Annotated in this window: 16 protein-coding genes; 11 read left to right on the forward strand and 5 right to left on the reverse strand. The window is 37.3% G+C overall.

Features of this window, described 5'->3' with window-relative positions:
- Positions 1-536: 536 nt before the first annotated feature.
- Positions 537-2048, forward strand: coding sequence for an EAL domain-containing protein (locus tag PMAL9190_RS06275; protein WP_159458365.1), 1512 nt, complete (start codon positions 537-539; stop codon positions 2046-2048).
- 55 nt (positions 2049-2103) lie between these two features.
- Here PMAL9190_RS06275 and nagZ read toward each other — a convergent pair whose 3' ends face one another.
- On the reverse strand, positions 2104-3108 hold the full coding sequence (gene nagZ, locus PMAL9190_RS06280) for a beta-N-acetylhexosaminidase (protein WP_087844403.1): 1005 nt from the start codon (positions 3106-3108) through the stop codon (positions 2104-2106).
- Between the two features lie 239 nt (positions 3109-3347).
- Between nagZ and PMAL9190_RS06285 the strand changes: the two genes are divergently transcribed.
- Positions 3348-3809: a DUF1097 domain-containing protein gene (locus PMAL9190_RS06285; RefSeq protein WP_060997916.1), complete on the forward strand. Its 462-nt coding sequence runs from the start codon at positions 3348-3350 to the stop codon at positions 3807-3809.
- Between the two features lie 88 nt (positions 3810-3897).
- Here the strand turns inward: PMAL9190_RS06285 and PMAL9190_RS06290 are convergent, their stop codons facing one another.
- Both PMAL9190_RS06290 and PMAL9190_RS06295 read right to left on the reverse strand, forming a co-directional pair.
- Complete coding sequence (locus PMAL9190_RS06290; RefSeq protein ID WP_087844404.1) at positions 3898-4839, reverse strand: precorrin-2 dehydrogenase/sirohydrochlorin ferrochelatase family protein; 942 nt, start codon at positions 4837-4839, stop codon at positions 3898-3900.
- A gap of 102 nt (positions 4840-4941) precedes the next feature.
- Positions 4942-6063: a S1 family serine peptidase gene (locus tag PMAL9190_RS06295; protein WP_087844405.1), complete on the reverse strand. Its 1122-nt coding sequence runs from the start codon at positions 6061-6063 to the stop codon at positions 4942-4944.
- 182 nt (positions 6064-6245) lie between these two features.
- Here PMAL9190_RS06295 and PMAL9190_RS06300 point away from each other — a divergent pair, with 182 nt between their 5' ends.
- Genes PMAL9190_RS06300 through PMAL9190_RS06310 form a run of 3 tightly spaced genes read left to right on the forward strand, consistent with a single transcriptional unit; the run spans position 6246 to position 8552 of the window.
- Entirely contained in the window at positions 6246-7094 is an 849-nt protein-coding gene (locus tag PMAL9190_RS06300; RefSeq protein ID WP_370738763.1) for a DUF5718 family protein, read from the forward strand.
- Between the two features lie 29 nt (positions 7095-7123).
- Positions 7124-7678, forward strand: coding sequence for a nucleotidyltransferase family protein (locus PMAL9190_RS06305; protein ID WP_235004305.1), 555 nt, complete (start codon positions 7124-7126; stop codon positions 7676-7678).
- Between the two features lie 16 nt (positions 7679-7694).
- Positions 7695-8552: a sulfurtransferase gene (locus PMAL9190_RS06310; RefSeq protein ID WP_087844407.1), complete on the forward strand. Its 858-nt coding sequence runs from the start codon at positions 7695-7697 to the stop codon at positions 8550-8552.
- A 117-nt stretch (positions 8553-8669) separates the two neighbouring features.
- On the opposite strand, the gene PMAL9190_RS06315 is transcribed toward PMAL9190_RS06310, so the two are convergent.
- Positions 8670-9491 carry a phosphate ABC transporter substrate-binding protein gene (locus PMAL9190_RS06315; protein ID WP_065167533.1) on the reverse strand — a complete coding sequence of 274 codons (822 nt, stop codon included), beginning with the start codon at positions 9489-9491 and terminating at the stop codon, positions 8670-8672.
- A 400-nt stretch (positions 9492-9891) separates the two neighbouring features.
- On the opposite strand from PMAL9190_RS06315, the gene PMAL9190_RS06320 reads away from it, so the two are divergent.
- The gene (locus PMAL9190_RS06320; protein ID WP_087844408.1) at positions 9892-11547 is read left to right on the forward strand and encodes an ATPase RavA domain-containing protein; all 1656 of its coding nucleotides are present in this window, start codon (positions 9892-9894) and stop codon (positions 11545-11547) included.
- 58 nt (positions 11548-11605) lie between these two features.
- The gene (gene viaA / locus PMAL9190_RS06325) at positions 11606-13063 is read left to right on the forward strand and encodes an ATPase RavA stimulator ViaA (RefSeq protein WP_065167531.1); all 1458 of its coding nucleotides are present in this window, start codon (positions 11606-11608) and stop codon (positions 13061-13063) included.
- 43 nt (positions 13064-13106) lie between these two features.
- On the opposite strand, the gene PMAL9190_RS06330 is transcribed toward viaA, so the two are convergent.
- Complete coding sequence (locus PMAL9190_RS06330) at positions 13107-14240, reverse strand: transporter substrate-binding domain-containing protein (RefSeq protein ID WP_087844409.1); 1134 nt, start codon at positions 14238-14240, stop codon at positions 13107-13109.
- A gap of 236 nt (positions 14241-14476) precedes the next feature.
- On the opposite strand from PMAL9190_RS06330, the gene rlmF reads away from it, so the two are divergent.
- The 4 genes from rlmF to phrB all read left to right on the forward strand — a co-directional run bounded on the left by rlmF (position 14477) and on the right by phrB (position 19033).
- Positions 14477-15499 carry a 23S rRNA (adenine(1618)-N(6))-methyltransferase RlmF gene (gene rlmF / locus PMAL9190_RS06335; RefSeq protein WP_087844410.1) on the forward strand — a complete coding sequence of 341 codons (1023 nt, stop codon included), beginning with the start codon at positions 14477-14479 and terminating at the stop codon, positions 15497-15499.
- A 216-nt stretch (positions 15500-15715) separates the two neighbouring features.
- Entirely contained in the window at positions 15716-16663 is a 948-nt protein-coding gene (locus PMAL9190_RS06340) for a YbgA family protein (RefSeq protein WP_087844411.1), read from the forward strand.
- A gap of 48 nt (positions 16664-16711) precedes the next feature.
- On the forward strand, positions 16712-17509 hold the full coding sequence (locus tag PMAL9190_RS06345; protein WP_087844412.1) for a MerR family transcriptional regulator: 798 nt from the start codon (positions 16712-16714) through the stop codon (positions 17507-17509).
- 48 nt (positions 17510-17557) lie between these two features.
- Positions 17558-19033 carry a deoxyribodipyrimidine photo-lyase gene (gene phrB, locus PMAL9190_RS06350; protein WP_087844413.1) on the forward strand — a complete coding sequence of 492 codons (1476 nt, stop codon included), beginning with the start codon at positions 17558-17560 and terminating at the stop codon, positions 19031-19033.
- Positions 19034-19061: the final 28 nt, after the last annotated feature.

A 19061-nucleotide genomic window follows, 5' to 3' on the forward strand; every position in this document is an offset into this window, starting at 1 on the left:
TTGAGGTATTGTTAGTACAATAGTGTAAATTCTTAGAGAGTTTGCTAGCAATACAGTCAAATTACAATTATTTATTATCTGAAGTTATTCATTTAAAATTTGTTATTATAGATATAAAGGTTAATTATGGAGATTTTACTCACTATAGCGTTTATTGTTGGTGCATTTTATATTATCTTAAAAGAGAAAAAGAAATGTTCGAAGTCGGTAGATTATTCAAAAGATAGTTTATAACTTTAGTTATATAATTAAGTGTTATAGTTGTTATTACAGAATGATATAATAAAAGTACCGCAGGGTGCTTTTATGTATTATTAATGTACAAATATCATTGTATTAAATATATTAATAAATTTTCGTCTGTTTGTCTTTGAAACTTATGAATATTATTATTGTTGAAATTAAATATTTCAGTTAACATTCTATCTATCATAAGTAAATGTCAATAGAAGATTAATATTATAAATATAATGAGACTAATATATAAAGCGAAATCATGGCTTAAAACACAGTTAATAGCGAAGTACTCTACAACTATGAGTGCTGTTGCTATTATGATTGTTATTATTATGGCAATGTGTTTTACGTTATTTTCTCATTACTTTGCAAGAGTACAGTTATCTTCTACATTAAAGACAATCTCCAGTGATCTAATTGATAATTACACTACGACAATAGGGGATTACCAATCTTTTATAAAACCAATCGTTGAAAATATTAGTTTTGACTGTGGAAGTCGTGATCAAAAGTACATAGAAAAACTAGCGTATAATAATTATTATCTTAGAAAGATTGATATTGAAACGAATGATAATCAGCATTGTTCAAGTTTTGATAGTAATCCAACTGAATTTAATTCAACGACAGCCTTTATAAAAAGGCTGGATAAGAATCTGTCATTATGGAGTACTCTTAATAGTACAAATGAGCAATCTATACTCTCATTGATATGGAAAAGTAGGCGAGGCCAAGTCGTTATCCATTTTGAGCCAATTATTTCAGATGTTATACGAAATAAGTATTGTGATAATTGTATTTTGAGTGTGATCTCAACAGTCGATAATACAAATAAAAAAATATACTCACATAATGATGCAAAGAGCTTATTAAAATTACCACCAATAACAAGTGAAGTATTTAGTAATGGTTTAGTGTTAAGTAATTATGTTGATCCTAAACTACTATCAATTATTTCGATGGATTTGAAACCATTGCTGTTCTTTATTGGTAGTGTATTAGGTTTTATTATTTTTTTATTGCTTAATTTTTATATTAAAAGAAAGTTATCATTGCATTCATTAATAGAAAAAGGAATAACACGCAAAGAGTTTATTCCTTACTATCAACCTATTATAAATGTAAATAATAATAGAATGTATGGCTGTGAAGTATTAGTAAGATGGTGGTTTAATAAAAAAGAATTAATATCACCTGATGACTTTATACCCTATGCAGAAAAAAGTGGATTAATTATAGATATTACTGATGTTTTACTTGAGAAAACATTAATACAATTAAGTTCATTAAATTGGAAAAAGAGTTCGGCTATTATTAGTATTAATTTAGTACCTGAACAATTAGAAGACAAACAGCATATGCGAAAGGTTGTCGATTTAATTATTAAATCCTCTATTTTGCCGAAACAAATTGCATTTGAAATTACAGAAAGAATGTCTTTTACTGATTTAGATAAAGCTGCAAGTGTTATTGATTATTTAAAAGCACAAGGTATTAATGTTAAGCTAGATGACGCTGGTACAGGCTATGGAAGCTTTAGTTACATACAAAACCTAAATTTACAAAGTTTGAAAATAGATAAGATGTTTGTTGATATGATTGGTACACATGATCATAAACTATTTGTATTAGATTCAATCATTGCTTTTGGTAAAAAGGCGGGAATGGAGATGATTGCGGAAGGTGTTGAAACAAAACAACAATCTGATTACTTATTACAACATGGTGTCTATTTACAGCAAGGTTTTTATTTTTCAGAGCCGCTTAAATTTGAGCAGTTTAGTCGTTATTTTAAAGAAGATCAAAGGTAAGATTTAACAACACCTTATGTGCAAAGCATAAGGTGTTGTTGTAAATGTAACTAAATTAACTGTTTTTGTTATGCCACTTATCAACTAGAACGGAAATAGTTTGTTGAGCTTGTTGCCACTCGCGAGTTTTTATTAATGCTTTAAACTCAGCAGTCGGTTGTTTTAATAAGCTATTAAGAATAGGCACTTGTGTTTGGGGTAACCCATCGAGAGCTTGTACTGCGCCTTCGCGGTTATTACATAACATCACCATATCACAGCCCGATTGCTGAGCAGCAATAGCGCGTTCACTATAGTTGCCCAATACATCTGCACCTTTCATATTAAGATCATCAGAAAAGATAACACCATTAAAGCCGAGTTCTTGTCGAAGTACTTGTTTTAGCCAATATTCAGAACCACTTGCTGGACGCTCATCATAGGCATCAAACACGACATGGGCTGGCATAATCCCTTGGAGTTTATTGTTACTGATTAAATGGCTAAACACTGACATATCATGTTGTTTGATATTATCACGAGAATCGTAAGGTGTTTCGAGGTGTGAGTCTGCTATAACACCACCATGACCAGGAAAATGCTTACCTGTAGCTGCCATACCTGCTGTTGTCATTCCATCAATAAAGGCTGATGCATAGCGAATAATATCAGCTGGATTATTTGAAAAAGCACGATCACCAATGGCTTTACAATCAAAGCCTAAATCTAAAACAGGTGCAAAGCTAATATCAATATCCATGGCTAATAATTCAGCAGCCATTAACCATCCGCCAGTGGTAGCTAATGCTAAACCATTGTCAGATTCAGCAAATGCACGTGCAGGAGGGAGTATAGTAAATTGTTCCCTGAAACGTTGCACGCGGCCACCTTCTTGATCAACACCAATAATCAGTGGGCGTTTTGCTGTCTGGCGAATATCTTTTATCAGTGCTCGAAGTTGATCGCGATTATCATAATTACGGGCAAAGAAAATAATGCCACCCACTGTAGGGTGTTGAATAATTTCACGTTCTTCTGCATCAAGTTCATAGCTTGAAACATCAAGCATTAAAGGTCCCATGAAGGTACTCCGGCAAACAAATAGAGCGAATAAATTATCACAGTTTGTAGTAACCGCAATTTCTAATCTCTATTTTATTGAGTTTGTGCCGCATTAGTAGTAAATAATCACGTGAGACTTGTCGCGAAAAAAGGTAACTGAATGTAAATTTATTTATCCATATGTGATCTAAATCGTTTTAAGTGCGATGAAGCTTCCTATAGACTACGCATTGTTAAAAAACTGACGTGGGATCAATAATGTCTTTGCTTATCGCTATCGCCTTAACGACAGGTATTCTTTCTGGTATTTGGGGTTGGGTTGCTGTTTCTCTTGGTTTGCTTAGTTGGGGCGGCTTTTTAGGATGTACAACATATTTTGCTTTACAACGTGATGGCATCAAAGGGGTAGGATTAAGTATTGCAACTAACCTTAGTGGTGTATTTTGGGCAATGGTAATTATTAAATTATCTTCAATCATTAATTTGGAGATTGTTGGCTATATTATCACGGCTTTAGTGGCATTTATGATGTGTGCTCAAGCTAAAAAGCGTTGGTTGAGCTTTATTCCTGGTACATTTATTGGTTCATGTGCAACATTTGCAGCAGCAGGGAATTGGCAATTAGTTATTCCGTCGCTTATTGTTGGTGTGATCTTTGGCTATTTAATGAAAACAACCGGCATCTGGTTACATGCAAAAATGTCACCGCATTATGAATAACGTCGTGCTTCGTAAATAGTGATAATAAAAACGCAGAACTTTTGTTCTGCGTTTTTGTTTAAAGCTATTGTTTAAAATAGGGGTTAACTTAACCTAAAATAGGCACGAAAATACCTTCATTATGGGTGCAATAATGCTTAATTGCTGGGCGATGATTATCCTTGGTGGCTAAGATACATACGCGAACACCTTGCTGCACTAATTTATCTGTCAGTGTTTGAACATTGTTATAATCACAGCGTTCACGATCAGCATCTCGTCGACATAAATCTACAAACACCTCTGCGACATCATCATGGTATAGCACATGTTCTGACTGTTGCATTAAGCGTAGGGCTTTAAGGCTTAATAATTCAGGATCATGGCCAGTTTCAATTAAATACACATTGCCACTATTGTGATTACTTTTTTCGGTTAATAATTGCTGAAAAGCGGCTTCTAATGCTTCATCAGTACGTGCATGTTCTACAGCAGTTAAGCGAAAGAATTGTTCCCAAAACTTACGTCTTTCATCGACGGTGTTGAAGTGCTGCTTAATACGCTGACGTTGTTTACCTGAAAAAGTTGCCAATAAGCTTAAATTTTGTGGTAAATAGGTCTCTAAGCGTTCTCGTAAATAGCGCACTAAAACCGGAGAAGCTCCGCCACTCGATATCGCGACTTGGATTGGAGTGCGATCGACCATTGAAGGTGTAATGAAATCACAAAATTCAGGATCATCAACAACATTAGTCCAAATTTTTAATGCATTGGCATCATTATAAATTTGGTGATTAAGTGTCGATGAGTCTGTTGTTGCCCAAACTTGATCAGCCCCGACTAATTGTGATGGTTGATAAGGCTGATTAATATGCACAATTAACTGTTGTTCAAGTAGTGTTTGCAGGTGAGGATGTAGTTGTGGTGATACCACTGTAACATTGGCATGTGCTTTTAATAATAAGTCTACTTTTCGACAGGCAACTTCACCACCACCAATAACGATAATGTGTTTATGATTTACTTTTAGAAATACTGGGAAGAAATCCATTTTATAATATCCATTATAAGTCTCAATATTTCTCTATTATTACGTAATAAAGCTTGATAGCAATATTGTATTTTTTATTATCCAAAAATAGCGTGTTAACTGTTATTTATTACCATAATCTATTCTTTTTCGAAATAAAGCTATCACTATAAGTATAGTTAAGGTGCTTAAAGGAATACGCCCAGCTGATGATGAGTGTGTTTTTACTAATTGGTAATCTTGAGGGTAGTCGTTAGCAACAATGAAGGGATCTTGATTGTAATTAGGGGCAGAATTGTGTATGGAAAGAGAAAAGTCGGTTAGCTGATCGTATTGTTTAATATAAGACTCTAACCATGCTCTCAGTGGGGCTAATTGTGTGTATTGACCTGGAAGTTGTTGGTATTGATGAGTCGGATCATTTAGACGATCTTGACACTGTGCACCATTGCTAGTAATGCCAATGACACGTAGCCCAAAATCATTATCCGCTTTTTTTTGTGGATTCTGCCAAATTAAAGGACCACCAGAATCACCGCTACAAACATCTTTAATTAAGCCATCAATGTTAGAGTCTGCACAAATAATTTTTGAATTATCAGTGCGTAAGCCGCGACAAAGATCATCAGGCACACCAGCTAATGTAATAAGTTGTAATTGTGTCGGATAACTCAATGTTGAAGCTACATTGGTTTTTCCCCAACCTGAAGCAATAAGGTTTGCTTGTGAGTTTTGATGTGTTACCCATTGATTAGCAAAAATATTATCGGCTGTTTGTTGCTCAGAAAGTGAGGTAATAAGTATCGGTTTTGCTACAGTGAGTAATGAACGATCAACTCGAATTAACGCGATATCATTAGCAAAAATGGTCTCATCATAATTAGGGTGGCTAACTCGATGAGTAATATTGAATTTATAGCGTTCAGAGAGTGGCTGAGAGCCCCATTTAGGTATTGATGATACGCCAGCTATAACATGATGAATATAATTATTATTACAGTGAGCTGCTGTTATTAGCCAGTGGTCACTAATGATAACAGCGCCGCAGTAGACATCGGTTGTATTTGATGAGGTTAATGCAGCTTGCCAAGGCAATAATAATGGCGCGTAAAGAGAGGCTGGATTACTGTTAATTGCTTTAGGAATTGCTTGCGCGGCATTAGCATGTTGTGAAATATAGCCAGTAGCAATGACAACTAATAATAGTAAGTGACGCATTGTACGCTTTAAATAAAGTAACGGCATGATAATCCCTTATTACTACTGTTATTTTAAGGGTAGTTACCGTATGACTAAATTGTGATCAGGCTTGAATCAAAAATAAGAATGTTATGTGATGGCAGCCAATAATTGTTAACTCGATAACGGAAAGTCGTCATATTAATGGTTATTATAGCGACCTATTTTTTATGAGTATTTAGGGATAAATTTTGTTTAATCAATATATTGGTTTTGGTGTGGCAGGTAATTTTGCAGGGCACTTGGAACAAGCAGGTGAAGCAGCAGATTTTATTACTGTGGAAGTGAAAGAAACTATCCAACCCAAAGCGATTTTCCCTTTTTATTTACCCAATCTTGAAAGTGGTCAATTAGCCGTTTACCCGTTATCGTCAACCACTATTACGCCACCAAATGATGCCGATAATTTGCAAATTGAGCCTGAAGTCGCATTGATTTGTGATGTGGTCTATAACCTTGATGCCGATGGTGTAGCCCAAACCGTCGCTGCGTTAGTGCCGCGTTATTTTGGTGCTTATAACGACTGTTCTATTCGTAAACCTCATGCAAAAAAGATCAGTGAAAAGAAAAATTGGGGTATCAATAGTAAAGGTATCAGTGACAATCTTATTGCTATCGATCACTTTGCTGAAGGTGGTATTTTAGATCATTATCGAATTGCGAGTTTCCATTACCGTGATGGTGACATTCATCGTTATGGTGAAGATTGTGCAGTGGTCGGTTACAGTTATTTTCATAATACACTATTAGATTGGATTGTTGAGCGTATGAATCATCAGCAAGATGTTGGCCCAACAGAAAACATTGCTCAACTTCTACACCAAAGCCAGTATCCAACACAAGCGGTGATCAGTATTGGTGCGACGCGTTATACGCCATATGGTGAAACTCATTTCTTACAAAACGGTGATACTAGCATTGTGGTTGTTTATGATGGTCGACGTTACAGTGCTGATGAAATTATGCAGATGGCAACCACGAATGATTTAACTGACGTGGGTATGTCTGTATTAATTCAGCAAGTTAATCCATTGTAGTGTTATTAACCGTAAGGAATTGAAATACGATGACTGATTTAGTTTCTGATACCGCAGCTGTCATCGAAAGAGATTCAATTAGAATGGCATGTTTACGGGCAGTACGTGAGCTTAATTTACCGGATTGGTTTATTGCTGCAGGGTTTGTCCGTAATGCCATTTGGGATCATCTCCATGATCTACCTATGACGCCTTTAAATGATATTGATGTGGTCTATTTTGATCGTGATGATTGTTCATTAGCGACGGAAGCGCATTATGCGGCATTGTTACAACAGCAATTACCGCATTTCAATTGGGAAGTGAAAAACCAAGCGCGAATGCACATTAAGCATCAGCATCAAGCTTACCAAAGTAGTGCCGACGCTATTTCACGCTGGGTTGAAATTCCAACTTGTGTTGGCGTTCGCTTAACAGCAGATAATAGCTTAATCTTTACTGCAGCCTATGGGTTAGAGCATAACTGGTCATTACATGTTAGCATCAATCCACATTACCCAAGACCTGCCATTTATCAACAGCGTATTCAAGACAAAAATTGGCAGGTATTGTGGCCTAATTTAATGATTATGACTGCGGATTAATCCTAAGGACTGTTTCATGATATCGCCTGCTAATAATATCGTTTCTGCTGCATGGCTCAATCAACAATTATCTGATGCTGTTTTAGCTGCATCAATTGTGGTGTTGGATGCCAGTGCTTTTATGCCTGATGTTCCTCGTGATCCTAAGCAAGAGTTTATTGATGTTCGTATTCCAACGGCACAATTTTTTGATTTTAATCACCAAATAGCGGCGCCAAACACTGATTTACCGCATATGTTGCCACCAGCGGATTTATTCACGGCTGAAGTTGTAAAATTAGGCGTCAATAATACTAGCCATGTCGTAATTTATGATAGCCAAGGCATGTTTTCGGCGCCGCGTGGATGGTGGATGTTTAAAGCAATGGGGCATGATAACGTTTCAGTACTTGATGGTGGATTACCGGCATGGTTAGCAGCTGGTTATGCAACTCAAACGGGTGAGCCCGTTGCAATTGAAAACGGTGATTTTTGTGCTAAATTTCGGCCTAATTGGGTGATTGATGCTGATACATTGTGTCAAAAACTGGATGATAAACAGGTTCAAATTATCGATGCACGTCCAAGTGCTCGCTTTTTCGCTACAGTAAAAGAGCCGCGGGCAGGAATACGTAGTGGTCATATGCCTAACGCCAAAAATTTACCGTTTGGTAATTTATTGGTCAATGGTCATTTTCTCGCGACAGAGCAATTAAAACAACAGTTTGATGCGTTAAGTAACAATCAGCAACGGTTGATCTTTAGTTGTGGTTCTGGTGTAACGGCTTGTATTTTAGCACTTGCAGCACAGCAAGCTGGGCGTGACAACGTCACTGTTTACGATGGCTCATGGACAGAATGGGGCGCCAACGATAACTATCCGGTAGTTAAATAATCAATAATTAAACAACTTAGGCTTTTAGTGAGATTTACTGACTAAAAGCCTTTTTACTTTTGCTGTTAAAACGTACTACTTATCACGAGTGGCTGTCACTTTGCAGATATACCGTGATTAAGATTGTTCGGCAATATAGCCATTATCGTTAATGATTTTCTTGGCGTCATCAGAGTTTAAAAATTGGATAAATTGTTTAGCGTTAGCTGATAAACCTTGCTTCTTATACATAATCAAAAATGGACGTGCCATTTTATACTCACCAGAACGAATATTTTTAATACTTGGAGATACACCATTATAAGATAACGGTTTTATTGAACTATCAACAGAGCCAAAAGATAAATAGCCAATGGCTTGCTGATTGCGAGCAATTAAACTTTTTACCATGCCATTAGTGCTTACGACTAAAACTTCAGGGTTAATGTCTGATACCGTAAAACCGTCTATATCTTTGGTCAGTTTCATAAAGTGTTCAAATGAGAAACGTGAACCTGATGCATTTTCACGGCTAACAACGGCTATTTTATTATCCTTTCCTCCCACCTGTTGCCAGTTTTTAGTGACCCCATGATAAATATTATCCACTTCTAGACGAGTAATATTATTAACAGGATTGTTTGGGTTTACCACCAGCGCAATACCGTCATGAGCGATAGGGGTGATCGTATAATTTTGATCAAGCTCCGTTGAATTTATAATACGTGAACTCATACCAATGTCAGCAGTACCTGTTTGCAGGGCAACAATCCCTGCTGATGAGCTGATCCCTTGCACATTGATTTTAGTGTCAGGATGTTTGACCGAATAGTGTTCAGCAAGAATATCCATAACATGACTAACAGAGGTTGAACCGGCAACAGTGACGGTATCGTTAGCTTGAGCGCTAAATGCGAGTGTTGTGCAGAGCACGCATAAAGTAGTTGCCTTGGTTAGCATTTATTTACTCCATTAATTTTAATGATAAGCAAATATGTTATTACGCTTATATGACGTTAATGTGAAACTTAAACCACGATTTTATGAACTTAATAACGCGTTAATCTATCCAAAACCGAGTCTTAAAAGAGCTATATAATCTTAGACTGAATTACAACTATTTGATTTATTATATTATTCGCTTTCACTGCATTTCTGTCAGCTATATTTGTAGAGCTGTTACTATTTTATTTATCAACCTTCAATTAATCCTTATTATTAAATAAGTGTATAAGATGTATCAGATATAAAATCATGCTATAACTGTAACAAAGCAGTAACGTATTGGTGTGGCTTTACGTATTACAAGTAGTATGCGAGACACCAATATAGGGTAGGAAAAGAATTCAAGGTTGGATATATGCTTACAGTCGCAACAGCAGCACCGAATAAAGCTATTTTATCAGAACGTATTCAAAAGCTGATTAGTGGGCTTTCTAATGGCGTTTATGAACGTGAAGAAACGATCAAATTATGCCTCTTAGCCGCATTGGCAGGGGAAAGTGTATTTTTATTAGGACCTCCAGGTATTGCTAAAAGCTTAATTGCAAAGCGATTAATCCAAGCTTTTGATGATAGTAAATTCTTTGATTATTTAATGACCCGTTTTTCTACTCCTGAAGAAGTATTTGGTCCATTGTCTATTCAAGAGCTAAAAGACAACGGTAAATATGTTCGTTTAATTGATGGCTACTTACCAACCGCTCAGGTCGTTTTTCTTGATGAAATTTGGAAAGCAGGTCCAGCTATACTTAATACACTATTAACTGTTGTTAATGAACGTACATTTAAAAATGGTCAGGATATTTTGCCAATACCGATGCGACTATTGATTACTGCATCGAATGAACTACCAGATGCCGATAGCGGTTTAGATGCATTGTATGATCGTATGTTAGTACGAGTATTTGTTAATCGGATTCAAGAAAAAAGCAACTTTAAGTCAATGTTAATGGGTGATGGTTGTGGGTTAACCTCAATAGATCCTGCATTAACCATCAAAGATGATGAGTATCAAAACTGGCAACAGCATATTGAAGATGTCACTTTAACTGACACCCTTTTTGAAAAAATTTATCAGTTAAAGTCGATGATTGAAGCACGTTCAGGTGAAATTACCGAACATGCGGCAGAGAGCGAGTTGTATATCTCGGATCGTCGTTGGAAAAAATCAGTGCGGCTATTGAAAGCAAGTGCATTTTTTAATGGCCGAGAGCAAATCAATCCTCTTGATTTGTTATTACTGCAAGATTGTTTATGGCACAGCCCAGAATCACGTAATGTCATCGTCAGTATCATGCAAGAATTTGCGATCAAATATGCGTTTAATCAGAAAGATGCCGTCGCTGATGCCAAACAAACCTTAGTGTTGATTGAGGCCATTAATCAAGATATATGCACTCAGCTAGCTTTAACCTTCACACGTGAAAGTACGATGCGTAAAGAATGGTTTAAATATAATTTTGCTACAGCAACGCGGTTTAATATTAATAATAATCCACGCATGATCAAGCTCGTGATGTTGCAGCAAAATACTTCGGTGTCAGAACAAGAACTCGGTGATAGCCGCTGGGTTTATATTGATGGAGATGAGTTTGATAAAAAAATTCGTACTGGAAAATGCGATATTTATGGCTTCGTAAATAAAAATACGCATCTTTGTCGACTGCAGTTTGAAATAGATGCTGAAAATCGATTAGTGATTAAAGATATTGCCAATCGACCAGTATTAGTCGGTGTGGCTGGTAATAAAGGCTTAAAGACCTCACAACAGCAACAGTGGCAACAAGAGGTTGATCAGGCTATGGCGAAAATTACGGAGTCTGAACATAATATAATTAAAGCGCGAACTTCGTTTCATGGCGCATTACCACATAATTTTATTAGTGGTGATTTTCCTGCAATGATCGAGCAAAGTTTGAATGATTGTGTTGAAGAAGTTGCAGAAATCAAACTCGTCGCTGAAAAAAGTGCTTTTAGAATTACTCACATGGATGAATATTTTTCGCAACAGTGATTGAGATAGCAAGCAACATTGCTATAGATAATGAAAAAGACAGTAAGGATAGATGCCTATGCCAGTATCTGAAGGGTTAAATTTTGCTTTGATGCTTGCAGAGTCGGGTGTTATTGATTCGGCTGTACATGAAGTTATGGTACGGCCACAATTGTTAATGGCAGCTGAAGCGAGTCCTGGAGTGAAAACCGCCATGAAGAATCAAATCATGAAATGGCGTGGTCAAATGCTAAAGAAGACCGCGAAAGGGACGGTTGTTGAACAATTCAGTGATGAGATCAATTTTTACCAACAGGTTTGCACTTGGAATCAAGAATACTTTATTGCTCATTCTGAGCAGATCGTTAAGCGATTAGAAGGGCAATCGGCATTTTATTTCAAAGCTAAAAGCTTATTTGCAAAAGAACAAAATCAGCATAATCCTATGTTTCAACGTTTCTTCTGTGATAAATGGTATGACTACCTTGCTCATGCTTTGCGTGAAGCTCAAGAGTCTGAAGTAGAAGAACAAAAAGACAAATTGTTGCAAGATCTCTATCAGCGCATTGAAACCATGAAAAAAATGGCGACAGTGACGGATGCTGGTGATGCTAGTAAAGCGGGGCGTTTGTGGGATATGGCACAAGCGAAATTGACTAAAACAGATGTTGATGTCATGAAAAAAATTGCAGCGTTCTTAAAAAAGAATAATGGCCTGCAAGATATCGCTGAAAAACTAGGTCGAATGGCAAATGACGTTGACGATCCTAATAAAGAGCGTGTAAAAGCCGAGCAAATGAAGCTGGTGGAAGAAATTAGTGACAATGTCACTGATGATATTGTTGGTATCCACGAAAGTGATGATTTGACGAAGTTATTACCCAATGAGGCAATGTTTTTAGCTTACCCTGAACTTGAAGTGATCTTCTATAAACACTTAGCCGATAAGCGGTTAATGAATTATCGCATGCAAGGCACACAGCGAAAATTACGTAAGGTAAAGGCTTTTCAGCGTCAAACTAAACAGGTTGATCAGCCAAAAGGACCATTTATTGTTTGTATTGATGCGTCTGGTTCAATGTCTGGTTTTCCTGAAAATTGCGCCAAAGCACTTGCATATGGGTTAATGCAAATAGCACTCGTTGAAGAGCGTGATTGTTTTGTGATCATGTTCTCAACCCAACAAATCACTTATGAATTAACCAAACAAGATGGGCTACATGAAGTGGTTAACTTTTTATCATACTCATTTCATGGTGGAACTGATTTAGGACCAGTATTGGATCAATCAATCGATCTTATGGCTGAAGGGAAATACAAAAATGCTGATTTGGTGGTGCTATCAGATTTTATTGCGCCAAGTCAGCCAGAAGCGATGCAGTCACGAGTACAAAAGCTAAAACAGCAAAAGAACCGTTTTCATGCTGTCAATTTATCGAAATATGGTAATCCAGAATTACTGGAATTATTTGATCATTGTTGGTCTTATCATCCGTCAACGTTAAGTCAGCTTGGACGGCTGTTTAAATTGCGTTAACGACTATTTACGCTGTAATTTAAGGAGCACGTTTGAGGCTCCTTTATTTTATTTTGAAATACTCTGTCAGTGCCTTTTTCCATTGGTTACTTTTACGAAACTGTAATAATTCACGATTAATGATTTCATCATAAGGGCTATTTTCTGCCAGTACGATACCATAATTTTGTTTTTCAAATTGATATGGAAGCACTTGTAATCGTTGGTAATCACCTTGGCTTTTCGCCTTTTTTATTTGATACCTTAAAATAGCATCATCATCGACAAGTGCATTGATTTCGCCGTTATTCAAAGCCACCAGCATTGCGGCAACGGTCGGGTAAGTTTTATGACTAATGCTGTGGTTCGTTAAAAAATTTGAGGCTGTCGATGATTGCTTGGCACCAGTGAGCACATTATCTAAATCATTGGGGCTTTTTATATCACTATTAATCAGACCTAAAGTAAATGAACTTGCTAGAACCGCAGTGATACTGGCTATAAATAAGGTTGTAACTACGGCCAATAACACTGTGAGCACTCGCCCAGTTAATGTTTTAAATTCATAATAATTAAACGGGCCTTTGGTGATAAATAATAGCCCTAAGATAAATCCTTCAACTAACCGAGCTAGCGGTGATTTCATTGAATAAAGTTTACGGTTAACACGGTGCTCAAGTAGATAATAAATACCACCAACCGTCGCTGCGGTTATCAATATAATGGCTAGAATCTGCAATAGTTTTTTATTGAAAATAATACTGCTAAACGTCTGCCAATGGCTTTTTTGTTTAACTGCGATGGCTAGATTGGTCTCGTAAAAAGAATGTGAAAAATCTAATATTTCTTCGCGTTCAGGGGTGATAGATATACACGATAAGCCAATATCAAGGCTGCCATTAGCAACACCATCCAGTAGTTCTTTGAGTGGTAGAACTTGCACTGAATAATTAAGGTTAAGATTGGTCGCAATATTATTCCACAGTAAAAAGCTTAAGCCTTGATAGTTATTTTCATTATCAATCATCACAAAAGGAGGGCAAGAATAAGTGCCGACGCGGAGTGTTTTATTGCTGATGTTTGCCTCAGCATGGGCATTTACGGAATAAGATGCCATCAACACCCACATAGCGATAATAGATAATAACCAACAATAACGTGCCAGATAAGTCACAGATGATAGGGAGTTAATTGGCATAATATCACTCCAAATAAGATAGATTAATATTTAAGTATAAGTGCATCTTTAACAAAAATAGATATTACAACAGGTCGTTTATTGGTTGATGGAGTGAGTTTTTAACACTAAGACGATGAGTTTTTAGTATCAATTGTGTGTTTTTCGCGCATTTGGCTATTAAGGTGCTAAGGTTATCTGGATTTAGCATGTACAATGCTGCGCTCAATTGTATTTGATTCCTGCGAGTAGCAAAGATGACCCAAAAGAAAGCCGCACAGCCTAAACAAGGCCTACATCCACGTAACCCACACCGTGCGCGTTATGATTTTGCGACACTAACCCAATCAACACCTGAGTTGGCACAATATGTTAGTGAAAATGCTTATGGTGATCTTTCCGTAAATTTCTCTGATCCTCTCGCAGTAAAAGCGTTAAATAAAGCGCTGCTAAAGCATTTTTATCAAGTCGATTACTGGGATATACCGGCAGGCTTTTTGTGCCCACCGATCCCTGGCCGTGCTGATTACATTCATTACATTGCCGATCTATTAGCACAATCTAATGGCGGTGCTGTACCACAAGGCAAAGGTGTTCGTGGTTTAGATATCGGTATCGGCGCTAACTGTGTTTATCCTATTATTGGCCATCGTGTGTATGGCTGGCAGTTTGTTGGCTCAGAAATAGATAAATTAGCGGTTAAATCAGCGAAATTTATAGCGGCCAATAATAAGAGCTTAAAGGGCGCGATTCAGATCCGCCTTCAAAACCATGCTGATAATATCTTTACTGATGTGATCAATGAAGAAGAAGTATTTGATTTCACGATGTGTAATCCACCATTCCATGGCTCAGAAGCGGAAGCGATGGCTGGATCTGAGCGTAAAGTGCGTAACCTTGCGACGAACTCAAATAAAAAGCGTCAAGCTCATGGTCGTAGTAATAAGCTTTCGGCAGTTAATGCTAAATCTGAGTCAGCGGCGCCAGTGCTTAATTTTGGTGGTCAAAAAGCTGAATTGTGGTGCACAGGTGGTGAAGTTGGCTTCATTAAAAAGATGATCAACCAAAGCGCAACTAAAGCGACACAGTGTTTCTGGTTCACAACACTGGTTTCTAAGAAAGAAAACCTTGGTGTTATCTACAAGCAGCTTGAAAAAGTCAGCGCATTCCAAGTAAAGACCATTGAAATGTCACAAGGACAGAAAATCTCACGTGTTGTGGCGTGGACATTCTTAAACGAAGAACAGCAAGCAGAGTGGCAAGCAGAACGTTGGGCGTAACAGCTTAATATTGTGTAACTTTGTAATCACTACATACATTCTTTAAAGCGACCATCATGGTCGCTTTTTTTATGGCTGCGGTTTGTGGTTACCTTTACTGATAAACCCATCACTAGGTTGTACAAAATAAAAAGTTGTACAACGCAAATATCTTCGCTACATTTATTGTACAACATTTAACAACTGTACAACTTTAGAGTGTGATTTGGAGGCAGTATGGGGATTCCAGTTGGTATCAGCGCTTGTGTTTTAGGCCAGAAAGTTCGCTTTGATGGTGGTCATAAACGAAATCGTTTTGCTGATGAAGAATTAAGCGAACATTTTGACTTCAAACCTGTATGTCCTGAAGTCGGTATTGGAATGACGATACCGCGTCCAGTTATTCGTTTACTTGATAACACCATTGATGTTCGTCTTGTTGATAGTAAAGATAATAGTATTGATTACACCGATAAAATGATCGCATTTACTGATAATCAATTACCGAACTTTGACGATCTGCGTGGGTATATTGTGTGTGCTAAGTCGCCAAGCTGTGGCATGGAGCGGGTTAAATTATACTTAGACAATGGTAATTCAGTACCAGGGGGCTCTGTCGGTATTTTTACTCAACGGTTAATGGATAAAATGCCATGGCTACCGATTGAAGAAGATGGCCGCTTACAAGATCCAGTATTACGCGAAAATTTTATTTTCCGCATTTACGCATTAGATGATTTATATCGCTCGGTAGCAGATGGCGTCACCCGTGACAGTATTATTAAATTTCACTCACGTTATAAATTATGTCTGATGGCACATGATCAGCAAGCTTATCGTGATCTAGGTCGTTTTGTTTCTGATATTCATCAATGGGATGATTTGGATGCATTCTTTATTGAATACCGTCAGTCATTTATGGATGCATTGAAGAACAGAGCTAGCCGCAAAAATAATACCAACGTATTAATGCATATTCAGGGCTACTTTAAGCGGGATTTAGACAAATCACAAAAAGCGGAACTGCGTGATGTGATTATGCGTTATCGCGAAGGAAATTTACCGTTAATAGCACCATTAACCTTGATTAATCACCATTTAAAAGTACATCCAGATAGTTATTTAGCCGATCAAACCTATCTAGAGCTTTATCCAGAAAGTCTGAAGTTACGTTACTCGTTATAAAAACATTAATTACTATAGATGTTTAATCATTAATGCTAAAGGGGTTTTATGAGTCATCTTACTGAAAATCAGTTGTTTGCAATCAGGGAGGTATCTGAAATTACTGGGGTTAACTCAGTAACATTAAGAGCGTGGCAGCGTCGTTATGGATTATTAGTGCCGCAACGAACACCTAAAGGTCACCGTTTATATACTCAAGCAGATATTGCCAAAATTCAATTAATTCTCGATTGGTTATCTAAAGGTGTATCTATTGGTAAGGTGAAACCATTATTAGTCGGTAATTGTGATCCAACCTTAGAGCCACAACAAGCCTTGGATATTACCGCTGAAATACTGACGGCAATCCATGATCTTAATGGGTTTAAACTAGAGCGATTGATTAATGAAGCATTGAAAATTTACCCTTATAAGGTGATCCAACAACGTTTATTAGCCGAAGTTAATCTTGTTATTGAGCACCAAGACAATCCGTTATCTGCTATTCAAAAAAGTCTATGGTCAACAACTCTAACTATGTGTTTTATAAATGTTATAGCTAAAATTAATAATGAAAAAAAACTCAATTGTTTATTACTTAGTTTTGATAAACACAATAATCATCACATTTGGCAACACGCACTAGCTTGGTGCTATAAAGGTGACGGTGTCACTATTATAGACAATCTATCGGGTCGCTTAACGGGTATTTCAGCGTTTGTTCGTGAGCGTGGCATTCAGCATTTAGTAGTAGTAGGCGAGACAAAATTAAGTCGCCGTCAATTAGCAGATATTGAAATGATCACTCAAGAAACAGCAGTGAAATTACATTTTGTCGGCAGTATTAAAACTATTCATGGACAGTAACCAAGTAAGTTTAAAGCGCGGTAAAGTAGCATTAACAAGGGGATAATGATGAATTCTGAGCCTCAATCAACAAACCATGCGCTGCTATGGTTACGAGCTGATTTACGCATTAATGATAATACAGCCTTAAATTGCGCTATCGCATCAGGTTTACCCGTGATTGCGATTTATATCTCAACGCCTATGCAGTGGTATCAGCATCATATTTCAGGTCGACAAGTTGATCTTATTGAACGACGATTAAAAGTTGTTAAACAACAGCTTAACGATATTAATATTCCGTTGTTAATACTTGAGTGTAACGATTTTTCTACCGTACCTGAGGCTATTATACAGTTGTGTCAGCAGCATCAAATTAGCGCAGTTTATTGCAATCGTCAGCATGGATGGAATGAAAAACAACGTGATCTCGCTGTTGAGCAAGCTTTAATTACCGACAATAAACACTGGTACTGCAGTGATGATTATTGTGTTGTACCGCCAGGTCAAGTAGTAACGCTACAACAACAAATGTACAAAGTGTTTACGCCATTTCGTACTGCATGGCTAAAACAGTTTTTACAACATAATTATCAACCGATTACAAATAGTGACAAGGTAACGTTTAGTCAGCATTGCTTGAATTTAATCAACGATAATCTTGACGATAACGCCTCTTTTAACCCTTTTAACTACAGTAAACAAGACAGTCTATTATGGCCTGTTGATGAACAAGCTATTCAACAACGGCTACAAATGTTTTGTGAAACCAAAGTGGAATATTATCAGCAACAACGAGATTTTCCTGCTACCGATGGCACCAGCTGCCTTTCTCCTTATTTGGCTATCGGTGCATTATCTGCGCGTCAGTGTTTAGCGGCTTTAATTGAAACTCAGCCGCAGTGCGTCGAAATAAATAGCCATAACGGCGCTTTTGTGTGGCTCAGTGAAGTGGTATGGCGTGAGTTTTATAACCATTTACTTGATGGTTGTGATCGTTTAAGTAAACACCAGCCATTTCAGCTATATACCCATAAGATTCAGTGGTTAGAAAATAGTGATCATGTGCGAGCGTGGCAGCAAGGACAAACCGGTTATCCGATTGTCGATGCGGCGATGCGACAATTGGTGGCAACGGGATGGATGCATAATCGGCTACGGATGATCAGTGCCAGTTTTTTAGTAAAAGATTTGCTGTGTGATTGGCGTATCGGTGAGCAGTGGTTTATGCAGCAGCTTATTGATGGTGAATTAGCATCTAATAATGGCGGTTGGCAATGGGCGGCATCGACAGGGACTGATGCACAACCGTATTTTCGTATTTTTAATCCCACCACTCAAAGTGAGCGTTTTGATGCTGACGGTGAGTTTATTCGCCAATGGATACCAGAGCTAGAATCGGTTCCTGATAAATATATTCATGCACCTTCATTATGGTCGGGTTTTGGCGGGGTAAATTATCCATTCCCCATTGTTGATCATAAGCAAATGCGATTACTAGCTATTGATAGTTATAAGCAAGCCAAAACATTGCATGACAGTTAACATCAGCTGTAAGTCAATACAATAACAA

This window comes from Photobacterium malacitanum (assembly GCF_900185615.1).
In the GTDB taxonomy this organism is placed as follows: Bacteria; Pseudomonadota; Gammaproteobacteria; order Enterobacterales; family Vibrionaceae; genus Photobacterium; species Photobacterium malacitanum.

Excerpts from the sequence above, each read along its gene's own strand:
- PMAL9190_RS06275 (WP_159458365.1), top strand. The coding sequence starts at position 537 with ATGAGTGCTGTTGCTATTATGATTGTTATTATTATGGCAATGTGTTTT.
- nagZ (WP_087844403.1), bottom strand. The coding sequence starts at position 3,108 with ATGGGACCTTTAATGCTTGATGTTTCAAGCTATGAACTTGATGCAGAA.
- PMAL9190_RS06285 (WP_060997916.1), top strand. The coding sequence starts at position 3,348 with ATGTCTTTGCTTATCGCTATCGCCTTAACGACAGGTATTCTTTCTGGT.
- PMAL9190_RS06290 (WP_087844404.1), bottom strand. The coding sequence starts at position 4,839 with ATGGATTTCTTCCCAGTATTTCTAAAAGTAAATCATAAACACATTATC.
- PMAL9190_RS06295 (WP_087844405.1), bottom strand. The coding sequence starts at position 6,063 with ATGCCGTTACTTTATTTAAAGCGTACAATGCGTCACTTACTATTATTA.
- PMAL9190_RS06305 (WP_235004305.1), top strand. The coding sequence starts at position 7,124 with ATGACTGATTTAGTTTCTGATACCGCAGCTGTCATCGAAAGAGATTCA.
- PMAL9190_RS06310 (WP_087844407.1), top strand. The coding sequence starts at position 7,695 with ATGATATCGCCTGCTAATAATATCGTTTCTGCTGCATGGCTCAATCAA.
- PMAL9190_RS06315 (WP_065167533.1), bottom strand. The coding sequence starts at position 9,491 with ATGCTAACCAAGGCAACTACTTTATGCGTGCTCTGCACAACACTCGCA.
- PMAL9190_RS06320 (WP_087844408.1), top strand. The coding sequence starts at position 9,892 with ATGCTTACAGTCGCAACAGCAGCACCGAATAAAGCTATTTTATCAGAA.
- viaA (WP_065167531.1), top strand. The coding sequence starts at position 11,606 with ATGCCAGTATCTGAAGGGTTAAATTTTGCTTTGATGCTTGCAGAGTCG.
- PMAL9190_RS06330 (WP_087844409.1), bottom strand. The coding sequence starts at position 14,240 with ATGCCAATTAACTCCCTATCATCTGTGACTTATCTGGCACGTTATTGT.
- rlmF (WP_087844410.1), top strand. The coding sequence starts at position 14,477 with ATGACCCAAAAGAAAGCCGCACAGCCTAAACAAGGCCTACATCCACGT.
- PMAL9190_RS06340 (WP_087844411.1), top strand. The coding sequence starts at position 15,716 with ATGGGGATTCCAGTTGGTATCAGCGCTTGTGTTTTAGGCCAGAAAGTT.
- PMAL9190_RS06345 (WP_087844412.1), top strand. The coding sequence starts at position 16,712 with ATGAGTCATCTTACTGAAAATCAGTTGTTTGCAATCAGGGAGGTATCT.
- phrB (WP_087844413.1), top strand. The coding sequence starts at position 17,558 with ATGAATTCTGAGCCTCAATCAACAAACCATGCGCTGCTATGGTTACGA.